Raw genomic sequence first — 21,217 nt, 5'->3', positions numbered from 1 at the left:
CCTTACGACACCTGCTGCCGGCGATGCCGGTCCCGGATCCAGAGCCAGATGACAGTGGCGATGACATACCACGTGGCTGACGCTCCGATGATAGCGGATGAAGATGCACTTGCCATCCAGACTGCGACAGGCATCGACAGCAGGGTCCAGACGGCGTAAGCGGTGGTGACGCCGGCATGCGAATGCCCCATCTGGATGCAGCGCTGATAGGCATGCTGTACGTGCGGTGCCCACCAGCGTTCGCCGCGAATGATGCGCGCCAGCAATGTCAACGCGGCGTCAACCAGAAATGCGGACAGCGGAATCCACCACACCAGTGCATCCACGGGGCCCGTGACCGCCGCAGTGGCGATCAGGCACGCAACGAGGTACCCCAGCGCACCGCTGCCGACGTCGCCCAGAAAAATTCTGGCCTTGGGGAAATTGAACGGCAGGAAGCCCGCGCATGCGGCCATCACCGCGCATGCCAGCAGACCGCCACTGCCTTGCAGCCCCAGCAACAGACACGCGACCGCCACCAGGATCGCCTGGGTCGAGGCAATGCCGTTGATCCCGTCCATGAAATTCCAGACGTTGACCAGCCCCAGCGCCAGCACGAACGTCATCGCGGCCCACCACACCGGCCCGCCTGCCCACAGAACGCCGAGCACCAGCAACGCCGCGGCAACCAGGTGCACGGCCAGCCGGCTCCAGGGCGACAGCGGCCTGTGATCGTCCATCCAGCCGATCCCGGCGACGAGCGCAAGCCCGCACGCGCCCGCGAGCAGGACGGAGTCGACACCGTCCCTCGCCAGCCCCAGCCACAGCATCACCGGCAGCACGACGGCGACGATGGCCACGCCGCCGCCCCTTGGCGTAGCGGCCGCGTGACTGCGGCGCTCCCCGGGGATATCCACCAAGTGATGACGCAAGGCATATTGCCGCGCGAGCGCGGTCAACAGCAGGGCTGCCAGAAACGCACCGGTGCACAGCACCGCCGCGGCAAACGTGGGTGCCACCACTCAGACCACTGCGTAATTGAGCAGCGGCTTGATGGTGCCCCACTCCTTGCAGCTGGGGCATTGCCAGTGATGGCTGCGCGCGCCGAAGCCGCATTGCTTGCAGCGGTAGCTCGGGTTGCGCACCAGCAGTTGCTCGGTGATCAGGCGCAGTTCCTGCAAGGTGCCGACATGATCGACGCCGTCCGCAAGCGTCAGATCGATCAGCGCCGCCTCGCCACGGACTGAAGGACGGTCCTTGAGCTGTCGCGCCAGATAGGTCCGCGCCGCGTGCACGCCCTCCTCCTGCTCGACCAGACGCGTCAGCGCCAGCACGGGCGCAACGCCCTTGTAGTGCTCGGTCATCTGCGACAGGAAATTGCGCGCGCCGGGCACGTCGCCGACGCGCTCGTACGCCGACAGCAACGGCGCGAGGATTTCGGGCAGGAAATCCGTGTCGTGACGTGCCGCGCGCTCGAATGCTCGGATTGCAGCCGGGTCGTTGCCGGCGTCGATCTCGATGCGACCTTCCAGAATGCCTGCACGCACGGAACCCGAATCGGCGGCGTAGGCACGCTGCACGGCACTGCGTGCGGCATCGACGTCACCGGCCGAGCGGAGGCGATCGGCCAGTTCGCATTCGAACTGCGCGATCAGTTTGCCCATCGGCTCACCCGTCGCGGTCTCGTAACGTGTCGCGTTCTCGATCGCCTTGGGCCAGTCGCGCTCTGACTGGTAGATGCCGATCAGATGCCGCAACGCCTGCGGTGCACGCTGGTCGATCCGCGCCAGATCGGTGAACACCGTCTCCGCGCGATCGAGCAGACCGGACTTCATATAGTCCTCGCCCAGCGCAAGCAGGGCCTGGACCTTCTGCTGGTCGTTGAGGTCGGGACGCTGGACGAGCCCCTGGTGCAGGCGGATCGCGCGATCGACTTCACCGCGACGGCGGAACAGATGTCCGAGCGCCACCTGGGTCTCGAACGTGTCCTTGTCGAGTTCGGCGATGTGCAGGAACAGCTCGATCGCCTTGTCGGGCTGCTCGTTGAGCAGATAGTTCAGGCCACGGAAATACGTCGTGGACAGCCGGCTGACCTGGGTGTCGCTGTGGCGCTCGCCGCCGCGGCGACCGATCACCCAGCCACTGAGGGCCGCGATCGGCAACAGCAGGAAGAACCAGAACCACTCGGTGACAAACGCCATGGATCATGCTCCAACGATGGATCGGCCGCGGAAGCGCGACCGGGATCGACACGGGTGAGGCGCGCAATGCGCCGACGCCGAAGGTGCATCGGCGATCCTACCCGCTTGACGATCCTGCACGCCAACCATGCGGAGATCCGCAGGGACATGCGTGAAAGAAAATATGGGACCGCCTCGGGCGATCAATCTTCAGCCGGCATCGGATGCACGTCGCTGACGCGATCGCGCAACTCCTTGCCCGGCTTGAAATGGGGCACATGCTTGCCCGGCAGCGCGACGGCATCGCCGGTCTTGGGATTGCGCCCGGTGCGCGGCGGCCGGAAGTGGAGCGAGAAGCTGCCGAAACCACGGACCTCGATCCGATCGCCGGCGGCCAGTGCGCCGCCCATCATCTCGAGCATGGCCTTGACCGCAAGGTCGACGTCCTCGCCCTTGAGGTGCGCCTGGCGCTGGGTCAGCAGTTCGATGAGTTCCGACTTGGTCATGTCTCGTTCTTGCAGATGCGACAGCGCCGGCCCGGGATACTCCCGGACCGGCGCCGCATGGGCTTACTCGCCCTTGTTGCCGAGCTGTTCGCGCAGCAGCGCGCCCAGCTTGGTGGTGCCGCTCGACGCTTCCGATGCCTGCTTGTTGTACTCGGCCAGGGTCTCGGCGGTTTCCGCCTCGTCCTTCGCCTTGATCGACAGCTGCAGGACGCGGGTCTTGCGATCCACACCGAAGTACTTGGCTTCGATTTCCTGGCCGACCTTCAGGTGCTGGCTGGCGTCGTCGATGCGCTGGTCGCTGATGTCACGCGCCTGCACATAGCCTTCCACGCCTTCACCCAGGTCGATCATCGCGCCCTTGGCGTCGACTTCCTTGACGGTGCCGGTGACCTTCGAACCACGCGGGGTGTTGGCCATGAACTGACCCATCGGGTCTTGCTCGAGCTGCTTGACGCCCAGCGAGATGCGCTCGCGCTCCGGATCGACCGCCAGCACGACGGCTTCGACGGTGTCGCCCTTCTTGAACGCGCGAGCCACGTCTTCACCGGTGGAGTTCCACGCGATGTCCGACAGGTGGATCAGGCCGTCGATACCGCCGTCCAGGCCGATGAAGATGCCGAAGTCGGTGATCGACTTGATCTGGCCGTCGACCTTGTCACCCTTCTTGTGGATGGCCGCGAAGGTCTCCCACGGGTTCGAGGTGACCTGCTTGATGCCGAGCGAGATGCGGCGACGCTCTTCGTCGACGTCGAGCACCATGACTTCGAGTTCGTCACCGACCTGCACCACCTTGGACGGGTTGACGTTCTTGTTGGTCCAGTCCATCTCGGACACGTGCACCAGACCTTCGACGCCCGGCTCGATCTCGACGAACGCGCCGTAATCGGTGACGTTGGAGACCTTGCCGAACACGCGGGTGTTGGACGGGTAACGGCGGGCGATGTTGTCCCACGGATCCTCGCCCAGCTGCTTCAGGCCGAGGCTGACGCGGTTGCGCTCGCGGTCGTACTTCAGCACGCGGACTTCGAGCTCCTGGCCCACTTCCACGACTTCGGACGGATGGCGCACGCGCTTCCAGGCCATGTCGGTGATGTGCAGCAGGCCGTCGATGCCGCCGAGGTCCACGAACGCGCCGTAATCGGTCAGGTTCTTGACGACGCCCTTCAGCACCGCGCCCTCGACCAGCTTCTCCATCAGCTGCTCGCGCTCTTCCGAGTGCTCGCTCTCGACGACTGCGCGGCGCGAGACGACGACGTTGTTGCGCTTGCGGTCCAGCTTGATCAGCTTGAACTCGAGTTCCTTGCCCTCGAGGTAGACCGGGTCACGGACCGGACGCACGTCGACCAGCGAGCCCGGCAGGAATGCGCGGACGTCCTTGATGTCGACGGTGAAGCCGCCCTTGACCTTGCCGCTGATGCGACCGGTGATGGTCTCGTTCTTCTCGAGCGCTTCTTCGAGCTCGTCCCACACCATGGCGCGCTTGGCCTTCTCGCGCGACAGCACGGTCTCGCCGAAGCCGTTCTCGAGCGCGTCCAGCGCCACCTTGACGGTGTCGCCTTCCGCGACGTCGATCTCGCCGGCCTCGTTACGGAACTGCTCGATCGGCACGATGCCTTCCGACTTCAGGCCGGCGTTGATCACGACGACGTCGGTGCGCACCTGCACGACGATGCCGGTGACGATGGCGCCCGGCTTGAGCTTGGCCAGATTGGTCTGACTGGCTTCGAACAGTTCTGCGAATGATTCGGTCATTGGTAGATACCTGGTTGACTCAGACTGCGTGGCGGCGCCTTGTCAGCGCGTGTTGCCGGCAGTCCACCCGTTGGTCGGCCGTCGCGGGATTGCAGGGCCGTGAGTGTTGAGGTGAATGGACCGGCGGCCGGAGCAATCCGGACGCCGACTTGGGGCACAGCGGTACAGCGATGGAATGTCACACTTCCAACAACGCCGGAGCAGGCTGGAACCGCCCACCCGACCTGCAGCAGGCGCCCGACCGTGGACCGGTCAGGCGTTGCGTGCGGGCAGCAACGCGAGCACCCGGTCGACGACGGCCTCGATTCCCTGACCGGTGGTGTCGATACGGACGGCGTCTTCGGCCGGCCGCAACGGCGCCACCGCACGGTTGGCATCGCGGGCGTCGCGGGCGAGGATCTCGCGCAGCAGACCGTCCATTGTGACTGAAACCCCCTTGTTCTTCAACTGTTTATAGCGGCGCTCCGCCCGCTCGTCGGCACTCGCGGTCAGGAACACCTTCCACCCGGCGTCCGGGAAGATCACCGTGCCCATGTCACGACCGTCGGCGACCAGGCCCGGTGCAACCCTGAATGCACGTTGCCGGTCCTTCAGCGCGGCACGGACCTCCGGGATCGCCGCGATGGCCGACGCAGCGGCGCCCGCCGTCTCGGTCCGCAGCTCGTCGGTCGCGTCATGGCCGTTGACCAGGACACGCAGCTCCTCGCCGCTCTCGTCGAATGCGATGGTCGTATCGAAGGTGCAGCGCACCAGCGCCCCGCCGTCGTCGAGATCCAGATCGGCCCAGCCCGCGGCCACGCCGACCGCGCGATACAGCGCGCCCGAATCCAGATAATGCCAACCCAGTCGCTGCGCGACCGCGCGGCTGATGGTGCCCTTGCCCGAACCCGAAGGCCCGTCGATCGTCAAAACCGGCACCGTGGCCGTCATCTGCGCCTCCTGCGCGCCGCCCCGCCTTGCGACAGAGCCAAGCGCTTGAATCGTGTGGGAAAGAGCAGCTAGAATAGCGGGCTTGCTGTTTGTATCCCATACCAGAGGTTCACCATGAAGGTCCTGTCGTCCCTGAAGTCGGCGAAGACCCGCCACCGCGATTGCAAGGTTGTGCGTCGCCGCGGCAAGGTCTTCGTGATCTGCAAGTCCAACCCGCGTTTCAAGGCGCGCCAGCGCTGAGACGCGTTGCCACCGCGCAAGCGGCGGGCACGCGAGAAAGGCCGCAGCGATGCGGCCTTTCTTCGTTCTGGGCATGCTGCCCGTGCACGCATCGCCGTCGCGCGAATTCTGCTAAATAAACGTGCACCGCTTCACTGATCGTCCATCGCCACCCTGCTCCGGAGTCCTCGCCATGTCGCGTTCCTTCGCTTCGATCCTCGCAGGTGCCGCGCTCGGTTGCGCGCTGCTCGCCAGCACGCCCGCCGCTGCAGACACGTTGCTGGTCGATCGCACCAGGCAGGCCGCCGGCGTCGGCGTACCGGCGCGTGGCATGTCGATGGCCGATGTCGAAGCCAGCTTCGGCGCACCGAGCGAGCGCATGGATCCGCGTGGCGGCCAGAAGCGCCAGTGGCCGACGATCAACCGCTGGGTCTACCCCACCTTCACCGTCTATTTCGAGCGGAACCGGGTCATCGACACCGTCGCCAACCGTGCCACGGCGTCGGAGATCGGCCCCAAGCCCGCCATCCGTTGAGTCCATGACCGAACACGCATTGCGCTTCCCCGCGGAGTGGGAACCCCAGTCCGCGATCCTGATCGCCTGGCCGAACGAAGACACCGACTGGGCCGCGCGCCTGGGCGAGGTCGAAGACACGTACATCGCGCTGGTCGCGGCAATCACCCGCTTCCAGCCGGTCGTGATCTGCGTGCCGGACGAGGACATCCAGAGCTACGCCTTCGTGCGGCTGGCGTCGAACCGCATCGACATGACGCGGGTGCGTTTCGTCGAAGCGGCCTACGACGACACCTGGCTGCGCGACTCGGGTCCGATTTCGCTGCGCCGTGGCGATGACGCCTTTCTGCTCAACGATTTCCGCTTCACCGGCTGGGGCGGCAAGTTCGATGCGAGCCAGGACGATCTGCTGGTCGGCCATCTGCACGGCGCCGGCGTCTTCGCCCCGGAAGCGCAGCGACGCGAGATCGACTTCGCGCTCGAAGGCGGTGCGATCGAGACCGATGGCGCCGGTACGTTGCTGACGACCTGGCGTTGCCTCCACGAACGCCATCCAGAAGCCTCGCGCGAGACGCTGACCGCGAAGCTGTCCGACTGGCTCGTCCAGGATCGCGTGCTGTGGCTCGACCACGGCTATCTGGAAGGCGACGACACCGACGCGCATATCGACACCCTCGCCCGCTTCGCACCGGACGACGCGATCGTGTTCCAGGCCTGCGACGACGTGGACGATCCGCACCATGCGGAACTGCAGGCGATGGCCGAAGACATCTCGGCGCTGCGCACCCGCGATGGCGTGCCGTATCGGCTGTTTCCGCTGCCGTGGGCACAGCCGGTGCTCGATGACGGGCGCCGTCTCGCTGCGAGCTATGCGAACTACCTGATCCTCAATGGCGCGGTGCTGATGCCGGCCTACGGCGATCCGGCCGACGATGCCGCGGCGGCGGTGCTCGCGCAGGCGCATCCCGGTCGCGAGATCGTGCAGGTGCCGTGCCGTCCGCTGATCTGGCAGAACGGCAGTCTGCACTGCATCACCATGCAGTTGCCTGCAGGCCTGTTGCGCGAGCCCGTCGATCACGCCTGATCGCGGCCGCCTGTACGGTGGCCCGCGCACGACACCAGGATGGGCTTGCGTACGTCCGGGGCGACACCATTGCACCTGCACACACGCGGCACGCGTGAACCGGCCAGAGCCGCTTACGACGTCGCGTTAGCATGTCGTCCTAACTCCAAGGGTTCGAATCCATGTCCCGCAAGACCACGTTGCCTGTCGCGCTGATCCAGGAGCGCGCCGTCATCGACCAGGGCGCCGGCAATGCCGACGCCAACCTGTCGATCATCGAAGCGCGCGTCGCCGAAGCCGCGAAACAGGGCGCCAAGCTCGTGCTGCTGCAGGAGCTGCACAACGGTGCCTACTTCTGCCAGCACGAATCGGTCGACGAATTCGATCTTGCCGAGCCGATTCCCGGCCCGAGCACCGAGCGTCTCGCCGCGTTGGCCAAGCAGCACAAGGTCGTGCTGGTCAGCTCGCTGTTCGAGCGCCGCGCCGCCGGGCTGTACCACAACACCGGCGTGGTCTTCGACGCGGACGGCAGCACGGCGGGCAAGTACCGCAAGATGCACATCCCCGACGACCCGGGCTTCTACGAGAAGTTCTACTTCACGCCGGGCGACATCGGATTCAAGCCGATCGACACCTCGGTCGGCCGGCTCGGCCTGCTCGTGTGCTGGGACCAGTGGTATCCGGAAGCCGCGCGTCTGATGGCGCTGGCGGGTGCGGACCTGCTGCTGTACCCGACCGCGATCGGTTGGGATCCGAGCGACGCGGACGACGAAAAGAAGCGTCAACGGGATGCCTGGATCCTCAGCCATCGCGGCCACGCGGTCGCGAACGGGTTGCCGGTGCTGTCGTGCAATCGCGTCGGCCACGAGCCGTCGCCGGTCTGCGCGTCCGGCATCGACTTCTGGGGCAACAGTCACGTGCTCGGTCCGCAGGGCGAGTTCCTCGCCGAAGCGGGTACCGACCCGACCGTGTTGACCTGCGAAGTGGATCTGGGCCGCAGCGAGCACGTGCGTCGCATCTGGCCGTTCCTGCGCGACCGTCGCATCGACGCCTACGGCGACCTGCTCAAGCGCTACATCGATTGAACGCGCGGGCTGCCGTCCACGGCAGCGCCGCCTTTACATTCCGTACCTGGACCACGACGCCACGATGACCGATTCCCCCGCCACCTCCTGGCAATCCCAGCCACATGCAGTCGTCGAACGTGACGGCGTGCGCTACACCCTGCTGGGAACCGCCCACGTCTCCAGAGTCAGCGTGGAGGCGGTCGAGGATGCGATCGGCAGCGGCGCGTTCGACACGGTTGCGGTGGAACTCGACCCGCAGCGTCTGCAGGCGATCAGCGATCCGGACGCGCTGGCGAAACTCAACCTCGTCGACGTGATCCGCAGGGGCCGGGTTGCCCTGTTCGCCGCCAATCTGGCGCTGGCCGCCTACCAGCGCCGGCTTGCCGAACAACTCGGCATCGAGCCCGGTGCCGAACTCAAGCGCGCGGTCACCCTCGCCCGGGAACGCGAACTGCCGGTTGCACTGATCGATCGCGATGTCGGACTGACGTTCAAGCGTGCATCCAGGAAGCTCGGCTTCCTCGGCCGCATGAAGCTCGTCGGCAGCCTGCTCGGTGGACTGATGACCACCGATGACCTCGACGAAGACGAGATCGAGAAGCTCAAGCAGGGCGACATGCTGGAGTCGAGTTTCGGCGAGTTCGCCAAGAGCAGCCCGCAGCTGTACGAGGCGATCATCAGCGAACGCGACCGGTACATGGCCGCGAAGCTGCGTGAGCAGGCCGGTGACGCGCGCGAAGTGCTGGCGGTCGTCGGCGCGGGCCATCTTGCGGGCCTCGCACGCCATCTCGCCGATGACACCCGTACGCCCGCGCAGACGCGCGAGGAGCTCGAGCACGCACCACCCGGCAACAGCCTGAAATGGGTCATGACCGCGATCACGCTGCTGATCCTGGCGATGATCGGCTGGGGGTATTACCAGGGCGGCGCGGAGCTGGGCCGGCAACTGGTCAAGGAATGGGTCGTCATCACCGCCAGTTTCGCGGCACTCGGCGCACTGGCCGCGCTGTCGCATCCGCTCGGCATTCTTGCCGCCGCGATCGCCGCGCCACTGAAACCGATCCGGCCACCGGGCATCTCGCCGGGCCTCTTCAGTGCGCTGGTCGAGGCCTATATCCGCAAGCCGGCGTACAACGACTTCCTGTCGCTGCGCGACGACGCCGGCACGCTGCGTGGCTGGTACCGCAACCGCGTCTCGCGGACGATCCTGAGCTTCCTGTTCGCCAACCTCGGCTCGAGTATCGGGGTCTGGGTGGCCGGGCTGCGCATCGCAGGAAAAGTGTTTTCCTGATCCGGGGCAACCGGCGGAAACTCCGGTGCGCGTGTAATGCACGCCGCCTACCGTCGATGTGTTTCCCGGGACGCGCTGTCATTCGACGCGTGCATCCTGCCCTGCGAATTCGCGTACCGGGCGCCGAAAGGCACATCACTTCGGACAGGCTGGCGGCACGATCCCGGACCGCCAGTCACCTGCCCGACGTGATCGACGCGCTCGGGAGCGACGCGTGCCGAACGCCCTGAAGAACATCCGATCGGCCGGCGAAGCCGGATCAGTCTGCCCGCCGCCGCGAGGCATCGGCAGCTGGTGATGCCAGCTGCCGGATACCCGTGCCGCGTTATGGCGTGGCGGCGACCGCAGGCGTCTGCACGCCCCGTGCCCGCCGGATCATGCGCACGGTGCCGTGCCGCATGTCGTCGAGGATCGCGTAGATCGTGGGCAGGAACAGCAGACTGACCACGGTCGAGAACGCCAGACCACCCGCCACCGCGCGTGCCATCGGCGAGTAGGCCAGGCCGCCCAGCACGACGGTATCGCTGAGCGAGATCGGAATCATCGCGAGAATCGCCGTGCCCATCGTCATCAGGATCGGGCGCAGACGCTCCCGGCTGCCTTCGACCAGCGCGTCGAGACGCGACATGCCGCGTCGTCGCAGATTGTTGATGTGCTCGACCATGATGATGCCGTTGTTCACCACCACGCCCATCAGCACGAGAATACCGATGAAGGCCATCACCGTGAACGCCGTGCCGGTGAGCCAGAACAGCCAGAACACGCCGAACACCGAGAACACCACGCAGCTCATGATCGCGGCCGGGAACAGCAACGACTCGAACACCGCCGCCATCACCACGTAGATCATGATCAGCGCGATCAGCAGATTGAATGACATCTGCCTGAAGGCAGCCGAGTCGTCTTCGAAGCCGCTGCCCGAGAACGTGTAGCCATACCCGGCGGGGAACGAAACCGCCTCCAGCGTCTGTTCCAGTGCCTTGCGCGCATCCGGCATCGAGGCATCGCCGGCCAGGCCGGCCTGCAGCGTCAGCGAGGTCTGTCGGTCCACGCGCACGATACGGTTGGCCGACGGCTCCACGCGCATCTCCACCAGGCTGGTCAACGGCACGCTGCGCCCGTCGGGTGCCCGCACCATGAAGCTGGCGATGTCGGCCTCGCTGTACTGCTCGGCGCCCGCGAACCGGACCCACACCGGCACTTCGTCCTCGCCGCGACGGAACTCGCGCAACTGCGTGCCCCGCAAGGCCAGACCGACGAAGTTCGACACCTGCTCGGCACTGAAGCCGAACGCGGCCGCTCGATCGCGATCGACGCGGATCGTGAGCTCGTGGTTGAGATCACCCGAGTCCACGCGGACGTCGCGCAGCGACGGATTGGCGGACAGCAGCGGAATCACGCTGTCGGCGATCTCGCGCAGCACCTGGGTCGAGTCGCCGACCAGTTGCACCGTCACGCCCTGCCCTGCCGGGCCACCGCCACCACCCTGGTTGCCTTCACGCACGCCGACCTCCGCACGCGCGGACTTGGGCAGCGCCTGGCTGATCGCTTCGGTCAGGGCCTTGGTGTCGCCGACGGAGTCGTCGAAGGTGATCATCGTGCCCGAGTCGCCACCCTCGCCGAACCACGAATACAGCTGACGGATGCGGAAATCCCCGCGCCGCTCGTCGAGGAAATCCTCGAAGCGACGCACCTCGTCGGAACGCTGCTGCAGGTTGTAGCTGCCCTTCCACTGGTAGTAGAGCTGGATTTCCTTGCCGCCACTGCCGCCGCCGAACATGTCGAACTTGATCTGGGTCGCGGGAAACACGCTGACCGCGACCACCAGCAGGATGCCCAGCACGCTCCAGCCACGGTGCTGCAGCGACCAGCGCAACACGCGTGCATAGCGCCGCTGCATGCGCGGAATCAGGCCGTCGGGACGCGCCACCGCCGGCGGTGTCTTCATGCGCGCCGACATCATCGGAATCAGGCTCACCGCAACCAGCCACGAGGCCAGCAGCGACACCGAGATGGTGATCGCGAGCTGGCTCATGAAGATGCTGATGTTGTTGGTCTCACCCAGCAGGTTGGGCACGAACACGATGCAGTGGCACAGCGTGCCGGCCGACAGCGCGATCGCGACATGGCGCGTGCCCAGCACCGAGGCCAGCCAAGGCTGGTCGGGAAGACGTTCGCGTTCCTGGTAGATGCTTTCCACCACCACCACGGCGTTGTCGACGAGCATGCCGACCGCGAGCAGCAGCCCCATCAGCGACAGCACGTTGAGCGTGACGTCGAAGAAGTGCATGAAGCCGAGGGTGATGATGAAACAGATCGGAATCGCCAGCGTCACCATCAGCGTGGACGGCCAGTGGCGCAGGAAGAAGTACAGCACGATGATCGACAGCACCAGGCCGATGGCGCCGGCTTCCACCAGTTCCAGCAGCGAGGACGTGACTTCCTCACCCATGTTCTGGGTGATCTTGACGTCGATATCCTCCAGCCCCGGCTCGCTGCGCGCCGCTTCCACCTCGGACAGCACCGCGCGCGACACCTCCACGAGGTTCGCATCGCGCTCCTTGTAGATCTCCAGGCCCACTGCCGCGCGACCGTCGAGGCGGCGGCCGTAGTCCATGCGCTGCGGCTTGAAGCGCACGTCGGCGATGTCCGACAGACGCAGGCCCTGCTGGTTGATCACCAGGTCCCGCAGCTGCTGCAGGTCGGCGATCTCGCCGATCGGCTGCACGCGCAGGCGCTGGCCGCCATCGAGGATCTGGCCCGCCGACACCGAGAAATTCAGCGCGCGCAGGCGCGTGGCCAGCTCGTCGAGCGCGATGTCGTGCGCGGTCAGACGATCGGGCTCGACGGCGATCTCGACCTCGTTCGGCGCCGCGCCGCTGATCTCCACGCGCGCGACACCCGGTACCCGTTCGAGTCGCCGCTTGAGCTGGCGGTCGATCATCTCGTAACTGCCCGACAGATCCACGTTCGCCGCCAGCCGCAACCGCAGCACCGGCTCGTCGCTGCTCGACCACTTGAAGACGAAGTAGCGGCGGAAATCGTCAGGCAGATCGCCGCGGATCGAATCGATGCGTTCTCGGGCTTCCGCCGCGCCGATCGCGATGTCGCGGTCCCAGTCGCTGAACTCGAGCAGCACGCTTGCGCCATCGGCATTCGCCTGGCCGCGCATGCGCTTGATGCCGCTCATCGTCGCCAATGTCTCTTCCGCCGGACGCAGCAGGTTCTGTTCGGCCTCGGCCGGCGTGGAGCCGGCATACGGCAGCTGCACGAACAGGATCGGCATCGAGATGTCCGGCAGCGCCTCCAGCGGCAGGCGCACCGATGCGATCAGGCCGATCACCACCATCGAAATGAAACACATGATGGTGGTGACCGGGCGACGCAGGCTCAGCTCGGCGATGCTCATGACGCGCGGGTCTCCGGTCCGGCGAGGTCGGCAGCGGCGCCCAGTCGTGCGCGGCGGCCGCGTTCGGCGTAGTAGGCATCGGACTTGCGATCGAGCAGGTCGTAGACGACCGGGATCACCAGCAGCGTGAGCACCGTCGACACCGCGAGACCGCCCATGACCACGATCGCCATCGGCGAGCGCACCTCGGCACCGTCACCGAACGCGAGCGCCAGCGGCAGGAAACCGAACAGCGTCGAGAGCGTGGTCATGATGATCGGCCGCAGGCGCGAGCGCGCGCCCTCGACCAGCGCTTCGCGCTTGGCGACACCCGCCTCGCGCAACTGGTTGACCTTGTCGATCAGGATGATCGCGTTCTTGACCACCAGCCCGACCATCAGGATCAGACCGATGAAGGCGACCACCGAGATCGTGTTGCCGGTCAGCAGCAGTGCGCCGATCGCACCGACCATCGCCAGCGGGATGGTGAACAGGATCACGAACGGGTGCAGCAGCGATTCGAACTGCGACGCCATCACCAGATAGACGAGGAAGATCGCCAGCGTGAACGCCATCAGCAGCGAGCGCATCGACTCGGCGAGTTCCTCACCCTGTCCGCCGATGTGCATGCCGACTTCGGGACCGAGCGGATTCTCCGCGACCATCTTCCGCACTTCGTCCATCGCGGTGCCCAGATCGATGCCGCGCAGGTTGGCCGACACGACCGCCACGCGACCCTGATCGGCGCGGTGGATCTCGCTCGGGCCGATGGTGGCGATGACATCGGCCACGGCGTCGAGCCGGATCGCCGAACCGCCGCCCGGATTGACGATGAGATTGCGGATGCGGTCGACCGAATCGCGTTCGCTTTCCTGTGCACGCACCAGCACGTCGATCTTGCGGTCGCGGAAGTTGTAGCGCGTCGCCACCTCGCCGCGCACCGCGCGCACCACCGCATCCGCGATCTGCCGCGTGGTCAGGCCGAAGGCGCCGGCCCGTTCCTGGTCGAACACGATCTGGATCTCGGGAAAGCCCTGCTCCACCGTGCTCTTGACGTCGGCGTAGTGCGGATTCGCACGCAGCAGCTCGGCCATACGCTGACCCGCCCGGGCCAGACCGTCGAGATCCTGCCCGCGCAGCTCGATTTCGAGCGGCGTGGAGAAGCTGAAGATCTGCGGACGCGAGAAGTCGACCGCGACGCCCGGATACTGCTGCATCGTCTCGCGCAGGCGATCACTCTGCTGCGCCTCGAACTCGCGGCTGCCGCCACCGCTCATGACGATGCTGAGCTTGCCGATGTTCTCACCGCTCTCGGTCGGATTCGCGTCCAGGCGGGTGCCGCTGCCGCTGACACCGAACAGCAGCTCCACACCTTCGTCGCCGGCGTGCGCCTGTTGCACCTCGCGCATGATGCGGTCTGTCTCGCGCAGCGGCGTGCCGGGCGGCAGCTTGGCGGTCATCTCGAACCTGTCCTGCGCCAGCTGCGGGATCAGGTCGGTGCCGAGCAGCGGCACTGCCAGCAGGCTGACCAGGAACACCGCGGTCGCGGCCCCCAGGACCAGCCACGGCCGCGCGAGCGCAGCGGGCAGCATCCGCAGGTAGCCGTGTTCGGCGCGGTTGTAGGGCGCCATCGCCACATCGCTGGCGCGTCCCATCACGCCACCGACGACACGCGACACGCCGCGCCACGCGCGGATCACCAGCCACACGATGCCGAACAGCAGGCCGCGGATACCGGCGCCGACGCCACGGCCGGTCGCCGCGACCGGCTTCTGCCAACGGCTTTCGGGGCGCCACTGCGGATGCGCAGGTTCTTCCGGGAACGCCATCGGCGGCCGTCCCTTGAGCGAAGCCAGCATCGGAATCAGCGTCAGCGCCACCAGCAGCGACACGCTGACCGCGATCGCGATGGTCAACGCCTGGTCGCGGAACAGCTGCCCGGCGATGCCTTCGACAAATACCAGCGGCAGGAACACCGCGATGATCGTCAGGGTCGATGCCACGACCGCCATACCGACCTCGCGGGTGCCGGTAATCGCCGCTTCCAGAATTCCCAGCCCGCGTTCGCGCGCCTTGGCGATGCTTTCCAGCACCACGATCGAGTCGTCCACCACCAGACCGGTCGCCAGTGCGAGTCCGCCCAGCGACATCACGTTGAGGCTCAGCCCCAGCTGGTCCATGAAGAAGAACGTGGTGATGATCGACACCGGCAGCGACAGGCTCACCACCAGCGTGCTCCAGCCGTTGCGCAGGAACAGGAAGATGATCAGCACCGCCAGCGTGCCGCCGATCAGCGCATCGGTCCGCACGTCGTTGATCGCCGCGCGCACGAACTTCGACTGGTCGTCGACGACGGTCAGGGTCATGCCCGACGGAAGGTCCTTGCGGATGACGTCCAGCCGCGCCTGCACCGCATCGGCGGTGGACACCGTATTGGCGTCGCCTTCCTTGTAGATCGCCAGCTCGACCGCTTCGTCGCCGCCGAGCCGGATGATGCTTTCGCGCTCCTTGAACCCCTGCCGCACGGTGGCGATATCGCGCAGGCGGATCGCACGGCCGCCCGCGATCGAAGCGCCGTCGGCACCCGACGCGCTCTGCACCGATGCCGCTGCCGCCAGCACTGCCTGCGAACCACTGGCCGCGGCGATCGCCGCCATCTGCTGCGCCGCGCTGGCGGCCGCGTTGTCGCCGCCCGACTGCGTGGCGACCAGCATCTCGCCGATCTGCTCGATGCTCGAGAACTGGTTGACCGTGCGCACGAGGTAACGCTGCGTGCCCTGGTCGAGCCGACCGCCGGACAGGTTGATGTTTTCCTGCTGCAGGCGCTGGATCACGTTTTCGATCGGCAGACCGATGCGCGCCAGCTGCTGCAGATCGAGATCGACCTGCACCTCATCCTCGAAGCCACCGCCCACCTTGATCGCGGCCACGCCGATCACCGGTTCGAGCTTCTTCTTGAGATCGTCGTCGGCGTAGCGGCGCATGCGGGTGAGCGCATCGACCTCGCCACCGTCCGCGCCTGCCGTCAGCGCGAGGCGCAGGATCGGCTCGGTCGACGGGTTGAAGCGCAGGAGCACCGGCGGCGTGACTTCCAACGGCAGTGACAGGGTTTCGAGTTTGTCGCGCACCTCCAGACTCGCCTGGTCCATGTCGGTGCCCCAGGCGAACTCCAGTACCACGTCGCTCTGGCCGGTACGCGAGATCGAGCGCAGCTTGCGCACGCCCTTGACCACGCCCACAGCTTCCTCGACCGGCTCGCTGACCAGCGTCTCGATCTCGGACGGCGCCGCGCCTGTGTATTCGGTGCGCACCGTCAGCGTGGGATAGCTGAGGTCGGGGAGCAGGTTGACCTTGAGGTTGGTCAACGCGATCAGGCCGAACAGCATCAGGCTGATGGCTACCATCCACACCGTCACCCGGCGACGCGTGGAGAACTCGACGAGATCGAAACGTCCCGGCGGTGCGGCGTGCGGATCCGCGGCCGGGCCGTCGCCGGCGGGGCCGTCGTGCGGCGCGCCGGCCATTACTTCGCGTCGCTCTTGGCTTCGGCGGCTGCAGGCGCTGCGGCAACCGGTGCTTCACCGATCACCTGCACCGTGCTGCCTTCGCGCAGCGCGACCTTGCCGGCGGTGACCACCGGATCGCCTTGTTCGAGGCCGCTGCGGACTTCGATCAGGTTGCCGTCGATGTAGCCCAGTTCCACGGGCACCCGCACGGCCTTGCCGTCGCGCACGGTGAACACCGCGGTCTCGTCGCCATCGTCGAGCAGTGCGCTGCGCGGAATCACCAGCGCATCCGCACGCTGGTCGTAGTCGACGTGGATGCGGCCGAACATGCCCGCACGCAGCGCTTCGTTACCGGCGAATGCGGTGACCACGCGGAAGGTGCCGCTGCGCGATTCCACGATCGGCGCGACGCGCTCGACGACGCCTTCGAACGTCTCGCCGGGCACCGCGTCCACGCTCAGGCGCACCGGCTGGCCACGCTTGAGGACGCGCAGTTCGCGCTCGGGCACGTTGAGCGTCGCTTCGATGCGTGCGTTGTCGACGATGCTGAAGATCGGCGTATTGATCTGAACGAAGTTGCCGGTCCGGATCATGCGCTGCGAGATCACCCCGGAGATCGGCGCCGTGACAGCGGTGTAGGAGAGTTCCAGCTGCGCCATCTCGTGCTGCGCACGCGCGGTGTCGAGATCGAATTTGATCTGGTCGAGATCGTTGGCGCTGATCATCTGCTGGCCGACCAGCTGCTGCGCACGCCGGTAGCTGTTCTCCAGCTTGCCCAGCGTGGCACGGCTCTGCAGGACCGCCAGGCGCGCGCGATCGGGATCGAGCCGGACGAGCTGCTGCCCGGCACGGACCGTGTCGCCCTCCTCGACCAGCACCTCCAGCGCGATCCCCGAGGTCTTGGCGACCACATCAGCGCCGCGCGGGACTTCCAGCGACGCAGTGCCCACATAGCTTGCGGCGACGCTGCGGCGCACGACCGCCTCGGTCTCCACCGGAACCGGCGCCGGCGTGGCATCTCCGGGCGTCGCCTGGGCGTCGCCACCCCCCTTGCACGCGGAGAGACCCAGGGCGGCGGCGACGAGGATGGCGCCGGTCAGAACGCGTCCGGCGGACGCGAAGGCATGCGGTGTGTACATGTGGATTCGATGTGACCCCTACGGTGTAGTAGGAAGGTATATCACCCAGACATGACATCCCATCCGCCATTGGTCATGGTGACGTCCGGGCACGCAGGCCTTTGCTGCACCGCATTGGGTTTGCCTTCCGGGCGTGGCTATACTGGCCGTGTTGTGCGCCGGTTCATGCAGTGCCACCCGGCTGCGCGACCGCATCACGCTTCCCAGACAGCACTTTCAGCCATTCAGGATTGCGGATACCCAGATGACGCGACTGCTGACGCTCGCCGCCTGTTTCGCCCTTGCCCTGCCCGTGTCGGTCGTCTCCGCACAGGAGACGCCCGCACCTGCTGCGCCCACCCCGGAGACGGCGCCGGCGGCACCGGAGGCGACGAACGCGCCGCTGGCCGGCAATGCCGACACGGGCCGCCAGCTCACCTATACCTGCCAGGGCTGCCACGGCGTGGAGGGCTACCGCAACGTGTATCCGCACTATCACGTGCCGAAGATCGGCGGCCAGTCACCCGAGTACCTGGTCAATGCGCTGCACGAGTACAAGCGCGGCACCCGCCGGCATCCGACGATGCAGGCCCAGGCGCAGAGCTTCACCGACCAGGACATCGCCGACATCGCCGCGTTCCTGTCGGAGTTGACCAAGTGAGCGGCGCCATGACCCGATCCATCCGCACCCTGCCCGCCCTCGTGCTGCTCGGCCTGTTGGCCGCTTGCGGCGGCCAGTCGCACGATCCCGACGCCCAGCCCGCACGCAGTTCGTCCGCCGGCCTGCCCTCGGGGACCAGCGAGGCCGGCGAACAGGCTGCCAACGTCAAGAGCGCGGCCACCGGCCAGACCTGCATCGACTGCCACGGCGCTGGCGGCAACGCACCGATCGATCCGACCTACCCGAAGATCGGCGGCCAGTTCCGCGACTACCTCGCCCACTCGCTGCAGGCCTACCGCGACGGCGACCGCGAACACGCGCTGATGTCGCAGCAGGCCACCGGCTTGAGCGACCAGCAGATCGCCGATCTCGCCGCGTACTTTGCGGCCCAGCCGAGCCAGCTGCGTGACCTGCGCGGGGCGCACGACCGTTGAGGTCGTTTGGGCGGCGCTGTGTTCGCGCCGCTTGATGTCGCGTGTCCGTTCTGGTGGGCATGCGCCAGTCACTCCCCGACCGGGCGTTCTTTAATTTGATCTGACCAGGTTTCGGCCTGGTCCCGAGGCGTGCCTGTGTTTTTCTGCACTGGCTCGGCTCCGGCTCCGGCTCCGGCTCCGGCTTTGGCTTTGGCTTTGGCTTTGGCTTTGGCTTTCAGCCTTTGACTTGAATCGAGCCGTAAAGCGAGCCGAGCACCGGAGCCTGGCGTGGCCGAAGAGCAGCCCATGTCTGAGCGCAGCGAGTTTGGGCTGCGGAACCGTGAAGGTCCCAATGTGCCGCGTCAGGCGAGGAGCACAGGGAACCGACGCGGCTTCATCGCGTCGGCTCGCGTCCGGCGAAGGGACCTTTTGGTTCCTTTTGGGTCCCTCCAAAAGGGACTCGCACGCGCAGCGAGCGAAAGCCCTGTACTTGCTCAAGCTTCTTCGCTTGTCGCTGTGCGACCTTGATGTTCGAAGCAAAGAATCAATCGCATGAGCGAAGATCAAGTACAGGACTTCCGCGCTGTCGCGCGGCTTACTTTTGTCTTGGCAAAAGTAAGCACGCCAGTGCGACTGCACTGGCGAACGGCGAAGCCGGCCCGAAGGGCGAGCGCCGAAGGCGTGAGTCAAACCGTCTTCGCCGGACGCGATCCGCCGCGATACAGCCGCGGCGGCCCCCTGCGCTTCTCGGACGACGGGGCACATTGGGACCTTCACGGTTCCGCAGCCCAAACTCGCTGCGCTCAGACATGGGCTGCTCTTCGACCCCGCCGCCCTGCGATGCTCGGCTCGCTTTACGGCTCGATTGAAATCCAAAGCTGAAAGCGAAAGCAACGCCAGAGCCGCAGCTAAAGCGAGAACGAAGCAACGTCCATGGACTCCCGCCTGCGCGGGAGTGAAGGAATCAGAACAACAAGAGGAAGCGATGGCACACAGTCGCTGAGCGCAACTCAATCAGCCGCCAAGGCTGTCCTGATCTTCCTGCAACTCCGGCTTCCACGGCACATCCGGCGGAGGCCGACCGTCGGTTTCAACGTCCTGCATGTTCGGATCGGTGATGCCGCAGGCGCCGCCGAACATCAGCAGCGCCACGCTGCACTGCACGGTCTTGCTGGTGCCCGGGATCGGAATCAGCACGGTCTTGACGCTGCGCCGCACCCACTCCTGCAGCAGGGTTTCGCTGGGCGTCCAGAAGCGGTCGAAGCTGGTCGGCTCGTAATCGGTCGGCGGCCGCTTGAGCCAGGTGCCTTCGCGATCGATGCGGGCGAAGTCCTCGGTGATCGTGCCCGGTGGCAGGCCGCCGCCGACCCGCCCGTCCCCGGCGAGACGCGGTCGACCGTCGGCACCCAGCAGGCCCGACGGGCTGCCGGGCTCTCCGCCCTCGCGTGCGGTGGCCCCGTCACCCCAGTCGTCAGCCGCGCGCGTCGAAGGCGCGGCGCCCGGCGGCATGCCCGCACGCGGACCGACGGACCCGGGCGTCGGGCCCGGCGCAGGCGTGCGCGTTCCGGCGGTCACGGAAGGTGTGGGCGATGGCGACGCCGCCACCGGCGCGGCCGGCGCAGGCGCTTGTGGGGCAGGTGCGGGCGCGGGCGCCTCGCGCATCGGGACCGCGCGTTCGCGCGCGACCACATCGGCCACCGGCCGAGGCGGCACCTCCGGCGCGTCGATGACGACGGAAGGCGCGTCCCGGGTCGGCAGACGCGCGGATTCGACAGGCTGCGGCACGCTGCGCTCTCGGATCTCGACGTCGACCTCGCGACGCTGCGCAGTGATCTCCGCGAGCGGCGCGGGCGTACGCAGGGCCGGTACTTCGACAGCCTGCAACTGCGCCTCCGGCACCTGCCGGTCGCGCAAAACCACTTCAGGCGCGGCACCCGGGCGTGGCGGCGGCAGGGTGAAATCGATATCCGGGACCTGTGTCTGCGTGACCTGCAACACCTGCTCGGTCGGCTCGACCGGCTCGGTGGCGACCGTGGCGTCCTGCGCGGCGGACGTGTCCTGGGTCGCGGTCGGTGCCGGCTGCGGTTCCGCCGGCACAGGCGTCGACGTCGGAGCCGGCGGTACCTGGACCCTTGCGACCGGCTCCGGTTCACCCGCGTCACCGGGCCCCGCATCCTCCAGTGTGCCGTCGCCGATGAAGACGGCCTGCACCACGTGTTCTTCGCCCTGCGCCGCTGGCGCCGGCGATGCGAACCGCGCCTGGGTCAGGAACAGCAGGCCGCCCACCCAGAGCACCTGCGCCAGCAGCGCGAGCACCATCGAGACCCGCTTCGGGCCCCGGTGGTCCCCGGGTTCCGGTTCCCAGCGCGGATGCAGCAGGCTGACCCACGCCGCCAGTGCGTTCGCCGGCACGCGGCCCCTGGGTCGCGGTGGCGCCGGTCGCGCGGCCAGAACGGCTACGATCGCGTCCGCGGTCGCGCCGGTCACCGCGCCGACGCGCGCGCGCATCGTTTCGAACCAGCGGGTCCAAGCCGGGGGAAAGCCTTCGGGCACATCTTCCGGCCGGATCGAGCGGCGCCTGCGGCGGCGCAATACGTCGATCAGGTCGGCAGCAGTGAACATCCGGGGAC

General features: G+C 67.0%; 16 protein-coding genes. 7 read left to right on the top strand and 9 right to left on the bottom strand.

The genetic code is table 11. The features are described from left to right. Window positions 1-2: 2 nt before the first annotated feature. The 5 genes from AC3A4E_RS08225 to cmk all read right to left on the bottom strand — a co-directional run bounded on the left by AC3A4E_RS08225 (window position 3) and on the right by cmk (window position 5,347). Window positions 3-1,001 (bottom strand): MraY family glycosyltransferase, encoded by a 999-nt coding sequence (locus tag AC3A4E_RS08225; RefSeq protein ID WP_487631012.1) that lies wholly within the window; start codon window positions 999-1,001, stop codon window positions 3-5. After that, entirely contained in the window at window positions 1,002-2,180 is a 1,179-nt protein-coding gene (lapB, locus tag AC3A4E_RS08220) for a lipopolysaccharide assembly protein LapB (RefSeq protein ID WP_487631011.1), read from the bottom strand. Between the two features lie 182 nt (window positions 2,181-2,362). Continuing rightward, window positions 2,363-2,665, bottom strand: coding sequence for an integration host factor subunit beta (locus tag AC3A4E_RS08215; RefSeq protein ID WP_487631010.1), 303 nt, complete (start codon window positions 2,663-2,665; stop codon window positions 2,363-2,365). A 63-nt stretch (window positions 2,666-2,728) separates the two neighbouring features. Continuing rightward, on the bottom strand, window positions 2,729-4,417 hold the full coding sequence (gene rpsA / locus AC3A4E_RS08210) for a 30S ribosomal protein S1 (RefSeq protein WP_487631009.1): 1,689 nt from the start codon (window positions 4,415-4,417) through the stop codon (window positions 2,729-2,731). 252 nt (window positions 4,418-4,669) lie between these two features. Further along, window positions 4,670-5,347 carry a (d)CMP kinase gene (gene cmk, locus AC3A4E_RS08205; RefSeq protein WP_487631008.1) on the bottom strand — a complete coding sequence of 226 codons (678 nt, stop codon included), beginning with the start codon at window positions 5,345-5,347 and terminating at the stop codon, window positions 4,670-4,672. A gap of 114 nt (window positions 5,348-5,461) precedes the next feature. On the opposite strand from cmk, the gene ykgO reads away from it, so the two are divergent. The 5 genes from ykgO to AC3A4E_RS08180 all read left to right on the top strand — a co-directional run bounded on the left by ykgO (window position 5,462) and on the right by AC3A4E_RS08180 (window position 9,501). Next, window positions 5,462-5,587, top strand: a complete 126-nt coding sequence (gene ykgO / locus AC3A4E_RS08200) for a type B 50S ribosomal protein L36 (RefSeq protein WP_005913193.1) — start codon at window positions 5,462-5,464, stop codon at window positions 5,585-5,587. A gap of 172 nt (window positions 5,588-5,759) precedes the next feature. Next, entirely contained in the window at window positions 5,760-6,101 is a 342-nt protein-coding gene (locus tag AC3A4E_RS08195) for a hypothetical protein (protein ID WP_487631007.1), read from the top strand. 4 nt (window positions 6,102-6,105) lie between these two features. Further along, window positions 6,106-7,164 (top strand): agmatine deiminase family protein, encoded by a 1,059-nt coding sequence (locus AC3A4E_RS08190; protein ID WP_487631006.1) that lies wholly within the window; start codon window positions 6,106-6,108, stop codon window positions 7,162-7,164. A gap of 161 nt (window positions 7,165-7,325) precedes the next feature. Further along, the gene (locus AC3A4E_RS08185; RefSeq protein ID WP_487631005.1) at window positions 7,326-8,228 is read left to right on the top strand and encodes a carbon-nitrogen hydrolase; all 903 of its coding nucleotides are present in this window, start codon (window positions 7,326-7,328) and stop codon (window positions 8,226-8,228) included. A 64-nt stretch (window positions 8,229-8,292) separates the two neighbouring features. Then, entirely contained in the window at window positions 8,293-9,501 is a 1,209-nt protein-coding gene (locus AC3A4E_RS08180; RefSeq protein WP_487631004.1) for a TraB/GumN family protein, read from the top strand. Between the two features lie 325 nt (window positions 9,502-9,826). On the opposite strand, the gene AC3A4E_RS08175 is transcribed toward AC3A4E_RS08180, so the two are convergent. The 3 genes from AC3A4E_RS08175 to AC3A4E_RS08165 are packed head-to-tail and all read right to left on the bottom strand — an operon-like array spanning window position 9,827 to window position 17,534. After that, window positions 9,827-12,910: an efflux RND transporter permease subunit gene (locus AC3A4E_RS08175; RefSeq protein WP_487631003.1), complete on the bottom strand. Its 3,084-nt coding sequence runs from the start codon at window positions 12,908-12,910 to the stop codon at window positions 9,827-9,829. After that, complete coding sequence (locus tag AC3A4E_RS08170) at window positions 12,907-16,413, bottom strand: efflux RND transporter permease subunit (RefSeq protein WP_487631002.1); 3,507 nt, start codon at window positions 16,411-16,413, stop codon at window positions 12,907-12,909. Before AC3A4E_RS08170 ends, AC3A4E_RS08175 begins: the two co-directional genes overlap by 4 nt. Then, window positions 16,413-17,534, bottom strand: coding sequence for an efflux RND transporter periplasmic adaptor subunit (locus tag AC3A4E_RS08165; protein ID WP_487631001.1), 1,122 nt, complete (start codon window positions 17,532-17,534; stop codon window positions 16,413-16,415). Before AC3A4E_RS08165 ends, AC3A4E_RS08170 begins: the two co-directional genes overlap by 1 nt. 244 nt (window positions 17,535-17,778) lie before the next feature. On the opposite strand from AC3A4E_RS08165, the gene AC3A4E_RS08160 reads away from it, so the two are divergent. Continuing rightward, window positions 17,779-18,174, top strand: a complete 396-nt coding sequence (locus AC3A4E_RS08160; RefSeq protein ID WP_487631000.1) for a c-type cytochrome — start codon at window positions 17,779-17,781, stop codon at window positions 18,172-18,174. 8 nt (window positions 18,175-18,182) lie between these two features. Next, window positions 18,183-18,608 (top strand): c-type cytochrome, encoded by a 426-nt coding sequence (locus AC3A4E_RS08155; protein ID WP_487630999.1) that lies wholly within the window; start codon window positions 18,183-18,185, stop codon window positions 18,606-18,608. Between the two features lie 993 nt (window positions 18,609-19,601). Here AC3A4E_RS08155 and AC3A4E_RS08150 read toward each other — a convergent pair. Then, window positions 19,602-21,209: a hypothetical protein gene (locus AC3A4E_RS08150; RefSeq protein ID WP_487630998.1), complete on the bottom strand. Its 1,608-nt coding sequence runs from the start codon at window positions 21,207-21,209 to the stop codon at window positions 19,602-19,604. Between the last annotated feature and the right edge of the window lie 8 nt (window positions 21,210-21,217).

The organism is Luteimonas sp. Soil_N_1, assembly GCF_057656255.1.
This window is presented reverse-complemented; position numbering and strand designations above follow the sequence as displayed.

What these genes read in the sequence shown, in the direction of transcription:
- lapB (WP_487631011.1), bottom strand. Translation starts at nt 2,180, where the DNA reads ATGGCGTTTGTCACCGAGTGGTTCTGGTTCTTCCTGCTGTTGCCGATC.
- AC3A4E_RS08215 (WP_487631010.1), bottom strand. Translation starts at nt 2,665, where the DNA reads ATGACCAAGTCGGAACTCATCGAACTGCTGACCCAGCGCCAGGCGCAC.
- rpsA (WP_487631009.1), bottom strand. Translation starts at nt 4,417, where the DNA reads ATGACCGAATCATTCGCAGAACTGTTCGAAGCCAGTCAGACCAATCTG.
- cmk (WP_487631008.1), bottom strand. Translation starts at nt 5,347, where the DNA reads ATGACGGCCACGGTGCCGGTTTTGACGATCGACGGGCCTTCGGGTTCG.
- ykgO (WP_005913193.1), top strand. Translation starts at nt 5,462, where the DNA reads ATGAAGGTCCTGTCGTCCCTGAAGTCGGCGAAGACCCGCCACCGCGAT.
- AC3A4E_RS08195 (WP_487631007.1), top strand. Translation starts at nt 5,760, where the DNA reads ATGTCGCGTTCCTTCGCTTCGATCCTCGCAGGTGCCGCGCTCGGTTGC.
- AC3A4E_RS08190 (WP_487631006.1), top strand. Translation starts at nt 6,106, where the DNA reads ATGACCGAACACGCATTGCGCTTCCCCGCGGAGTGGGAACCCCAGTCC.
- AC3A4E_RS08185 (WP_487631005.1), top strand. Translation starts at nt 7,326, where the DNA reads ATGTCCCGCAAGACCACGTTGCCTGTCGCGCTGATCCAGGAGCGCGCC.
- AC3A4E_RS08180 (WP_487631004.1), top strand. Translation starts at nt 8,293, where the DNA reads ATGACCGATTCCCCCGCCACCTCCTGGCAATCCCAGCCACATGCAGTC.
- AC3A4E_RS08175 (WP_487631003.1), bottom strand. Translation starts at nt 12,910, where the DNA reads ATGAGCATCGCCGAGCTGAGCCTGCGTCGCCCGGTCACCACCATCATG.
- AC3A4E_RS08170 (WP_487631002.1), bottom strand. Translation starts at nt 16,413, where the DNA reads ATGGCCGGCGCGCCGCACGACGGCCCCGCCGGCGACGGCCCGGCCGCG.
- AC3A4E_RS08165 (WP_487631001.1), bottom strand. Translation starts at nt 17,534, where the DNA reads ATGTACACACCGCATGCCTTCGCGTCCGCCGGACGCGTTCTGACCGGC.
- AC3A4E_RS08160 (WP_487631000.1), top strand. Translation starts at nt 17,779, where the DNA reads ATGACGCGACTGCTGACGCTCGCCGCCTGTTTCGCCCTTGCCCTGCCC.
- AC3A4E_RS08155 (WP_487630999.1), top strand. Translation starts at nt 18,183, where the DNA reads ATGACCCGATCCATCCGCACCCTGCCCGCCCTCGTGCTGCTCGGCCTG.
- AC3A4E_RS08150 (WP_487630998.1), bottom strand. Translation starts at nt 21,209, where the DNA reads ATGTTCACTGCTGCCGACCTGATCGACGTATTGCGCCGCCGCAGGCGC.